Origin of the sequence: Pseudomonas sp. UBA5666, assembly GCF_002420785.1 — a bacterium.
GTDB classification, from domain to species: domain Bacteria; phylum Pseudomonadota; class Gammaproteobacteria; order Pseudomonadales; family Pseudomonadaceae; genus Aquipseudomonas; species Aquipseudomonas fulva.
Window position 1 is genome coordinate 29,809 of the sequence record NZ_DIIQ01000019.1, and the last position, 3,616, is coordinate 33,424.

Annotated in this window: 3 protein-coding genes; all 3 read right to left on the reverse strand. The window is 63.3% G+C overall.

Translation table 11 applies throughout. The features are described 5' to 3' along the window. Positions 1-86: 86 nt before the first annotated feature. From ispE to B2Y33_RS11150, 3 genes are read right to left on the reverse strand one after another with little or no spacing between them, the layout of a single operon-like run. A complete protein-coding gene (gene ispE / locus B2Y33_RS11140; protein ID WP_027915450.1) occupies positions 87-947 on the reverse strand; it encodes a 4-(cytidine 5'-diphospho)-2-C-methyl-D-erythritol kinase in 861 nt (286 codons plus the stop codon). Between the two features lie 4 nt (positions 948-951). Further along, on the reverse strand, positions 952-1,569 hold the full coding sequence (gene lolB / locus B2Y33_RS11145) for a lipoprotein insertase outer membrane protein LolB (RefSeq protein ID WP_104926525.1): 618 nt from the start codon (positions 1,567-1,569) through the stop codon (positions 952-954). 4 nt (positions 1,570-1,573) lie between these two features. Continuing rightward, entirely contained in the window at positions 1,574-3,295 is a 1,722-nt protein-coding gene (locus B2Y33_RS11150; RefSeq protein WP_027915449.1) for a tetratricopeptide repeat protein, read from the reverse strand. Positions 3,296-3,616: the final 321 nt, after the last annotated feature.

The following is a 3,616-nucleotide window of genomic DNA, read 5'->3' on the forward strand; positions in this document are numbered from 1 at the left end:
GCGGCTGGATTCGAACCAACGCATGGCAGGATCAAAACCTGCTGCCTTACCGCTTGGCGACGCCCCTGTATCTGTTGCTGCGAGCGCTAGGCACTCGACTTCTTGACCAGACTTTGCAGCTTGCGATGCAACATCGAAATATTGCTTCCTTTCGCCACAAACCCTGTTTGGGTCGCTGAAAGAAGGGCCAGAACTTTATCAGCTTCGGCTTTGCTTGGGAAGGCCCCAAACACACAACTTCCAGTTCCGGTTAGTCGAGCCTCTGTGAACTTCCCCAGCGAATTCAGCGCGTTGCGAACTTCCGGGTAATTCTGCTCTACCACCGGTTGGCAGTCATTTCGACTGTTTCCCTTGGGAACGGGGCGCATCTTAAGGGGGAGAGAATCACGTGTCAACTGCGGATGTGAAAAAATTTCTGCTGTGCTTACAGACACTTGCGGAACCAGCACCACATACCACGGCTGTTCCGGATCGACCGGCGTGAGCTGTTCGCCCACCCCCTGGGCAAAGGCGGCATGCCCGCGCACGAATACCGGGACATCGGCACCCAGGCCGAGGCCCAGGGCCGTCAGGCGATCTTCATCCCACTCCAGCTGCCACAAGTGAGCAAGGCCAAGCAGGGTGGTGGCGGCATCCGAGCTGCCGCCGCCGATGCCGCCGCCCATCGGCAGCACCTTGTTCAGCCAGATGTCCGCGCCCAGGGGCGTACCCGATTGGGCCTGCAGTTGGCGAGCGGCACGCACGATCAGGTTGCTGTCATGGGGCACGGTATCGAGGTCGCTGTGCAGGCGGATGACACCGTCTTCCCGCACGGCGAAGCTCAGCTCGTCACCGTGGTCGAGAAACTGGAAGACCGTTTCGAGTTCGTGGTAGCCATCGGCACGGCGGCCAATGATGTGCAGCCACAGGTTCAGCTTGGCCGGCGCGGGCAGGGTGAGCGCTTGCATCGACTCAGTGTCCTAGCTGGCGGGGCTGCCAGTCCTTGACCACCAGGGTCACGTCCAGGTCCTTGCCGTGTAGCTTGAGGCGTTCGGGCAGCCAGTAACCGTTGTGCTCGGCATAGCTCAGGTACTCGACCTGCCAGCCGTCCTGTTCGAGGCTGGCCAGGCGGCTGTCGCCGTCGAGGGTCAGCTTGCTCTTGGTATCCGGTGCTGGCAGGCCGCGCACCCACCAGACCAGGTGGGAAACGGGCAGCTTCCAACCCAGTTGTTCTTCCAGCAGCGCTTCGGGGCTGGTGGCTTCGTAGCGGCCCTGGTTAGCCACTTCCAGCACCACGGCGTCAGGCCGGCCGGTCAGGCGTGCGGCCCCACGGCCCAGTGGCCCGGCCAGGCGAATGTCGAAATAGTCCTGGCGCTGCAGCCAGAACAGGGTGCCACTGCCTGAGTCGCGTGGGGCACGGATGCCCACCTTGCCGTTGATCTGCCAGCCGTCGAGGCTGCTCAACTGCTGTTTGTGGGCACGCCACTGCTGCGGGTCGCCGTGGCCCTGCAGGGCCTCGCGACTGCCGGTGCCGGCGCAGCCGGCCAGGAGGGCGATGAGGGTGAAGGTAACGAAGTGGCGCAATAGCATGGTCTTAAAGGGTCTCGGATCCGGTCAGGCGTAGGAGGGTCTTGCGCAGCACAGGGCTGTCGGCCTGGGCTTCGAAGCCCTTGGCCCACACTTGGCGGGCTTCGCGCCGCTTGCCGTTGGCCCAGAGCACCTCGCCCAGGTGGGCGGCGACTTCATGGTCGGGGAAGCTGGCGAAGGCCTGGCGCAGGTAATCCTCTGCTTTGTCGAGGTTGCCCAGGCGATAGTTCACCCAGCCCAGGCTATCGAGCACCGCCGGATCGTCCGGGGTCAGCTGATGAGCCTTGTCGATCAGGGCCTGGGCTTCGGCGTAGCGGGTGGTGCGGTCGGCCAGGGTATAACCAAGGGCATTCAGGGCCATGGCGTTTTCCGGCTCGCGGGCAATGATGGCGCGCAGGTCCTTTTCCATCTGGGCAAGGTCATCGCGCTTTTCGGCGAGCATGGCACGGGTGTAGAGCAGGTTGAGGTCGTCCGGGTAGCGCTGGATGGCTTGTTGCAGCACCTGGCTGGCCTGGGCGTCCTTGTTGTTATTGCTGTAGCTTTCCGATTCGATCAGGAAAAGCTGAATCGCGTAGTCGGGCTGGGCCTCGCGGGCTTCGGCCAACAGGCGAGAGGCTTCGGTGCCGCGGCCGTTGGCGATCAGGATATCGGCCTGGCGCAGCTGCGCGGCCAGGTAATCGGGCCCTGGCCCTACCAGGGCGTATTGGCGCAGGGCACCTGCCGGGTCGTGGCGCTCTTCGCGGATACGGCCAAGGTTCAAGTGCGCGGCATCGGTGTTGCTGTCGCGTTCGACCAACTCCTGCAGGTAGCCTTCGGCTTCGTCCCACTCCTTGTTCTCAAGGCACACCAGCGCCAGGGAATAGCGCAGCTCATCGTCCTCGGGATACTGCTGGACCAGGCTGACGAATTCACCCTTGGCGTCGGCAATGCGGTCCTGTTCGACCAAGGTCCGGGCATAGGTGAGCCGCAGGCGCTTGTCGTCGGGGTTGTCGCGAATCGCCTTGCGCAGCAGGGGGAGGGCTTCAGGGCCACGGTCCAGGGCTTGCAGCAAGCGAGCGCGCAGCAGGATGGGTGCGATTTCGCCGTTTTGTGGCGCGTGCGATTCGAGCAGCTCAAGCGCCTCTTCGGCCTTGCCGTCCTGGTTCAGCAGCAAGGCCTTGCCGAAGATCAACTGACCGTTGTCGGGGTACTTGGCCAACAGGCGTTCGAAGCTTTGTAGCAGACCGTCGCGTGTGCTCTGGTCGGTTTCGGCAGCCGACAGGGCCAGAAAATCGAAATGGGTATCGCCCTGGCCTTGCAGGACTTTTTCCATATAGGCCATGGCATCGTCATAGCGGCCTGCGCGGGCCAGCTGGATGGCGGCGGCGCGTTGCGCATCGAGGTTCTGCGGGTCGTTGCGGGCCCAGATGAGGGCGTTGTCCAGCGCCGGTTCATCGGCGCCCAGGTATTCGGCAATGCGGTAGGCGCGCTCGGAGACGCCTGGGTCCTGGGTTCGCGCGGCCTCGTCGGTGTAGTTGGCCAGGGCGATGTCGAAGCGATTGCGTTGCCCGGCGAGCTCGGCTACCAACAGGTTATAGAGCGTATCCTGCTTGAACGAGCCGTACACCATGGGCTTCTCGGCTTCGGGTTTGCCGACGTCGGCGGCAGCCGGCTCGGCCTTGTGCGCGGGCAGGCTCTGGCAACCCTGGAGCAGGGCGAAGGCAAGCAGCAATGCGTAGGGTCTGTTCATAGAGGGCTTATAAGGAGACTCACCGGCGGTTGGGGCATGATGACACAAGCGCGGTGGCAAACCCACCGGGCCAAGGTATGAAGCGGATCCTTCGCTTATGAAGACCGCGACATTAGGATGTGGTTCGGCTTGCAGCGCGGGAGGTGGCCAGGTCGGCGGACTACGGACCTGTGCGTGGCCATCGCGCAAGGGCTTGCTGCTGGCAAGCCCGCAGTATACCCCCCTCCATCCTAGTGCCCATGCCATGCCATGCCATGCCCATGCTTTTGCATCTGCTTTTGCTTCTAAGTGCGCGGTAGCTCAGGCGCCGCAGATCGCGAC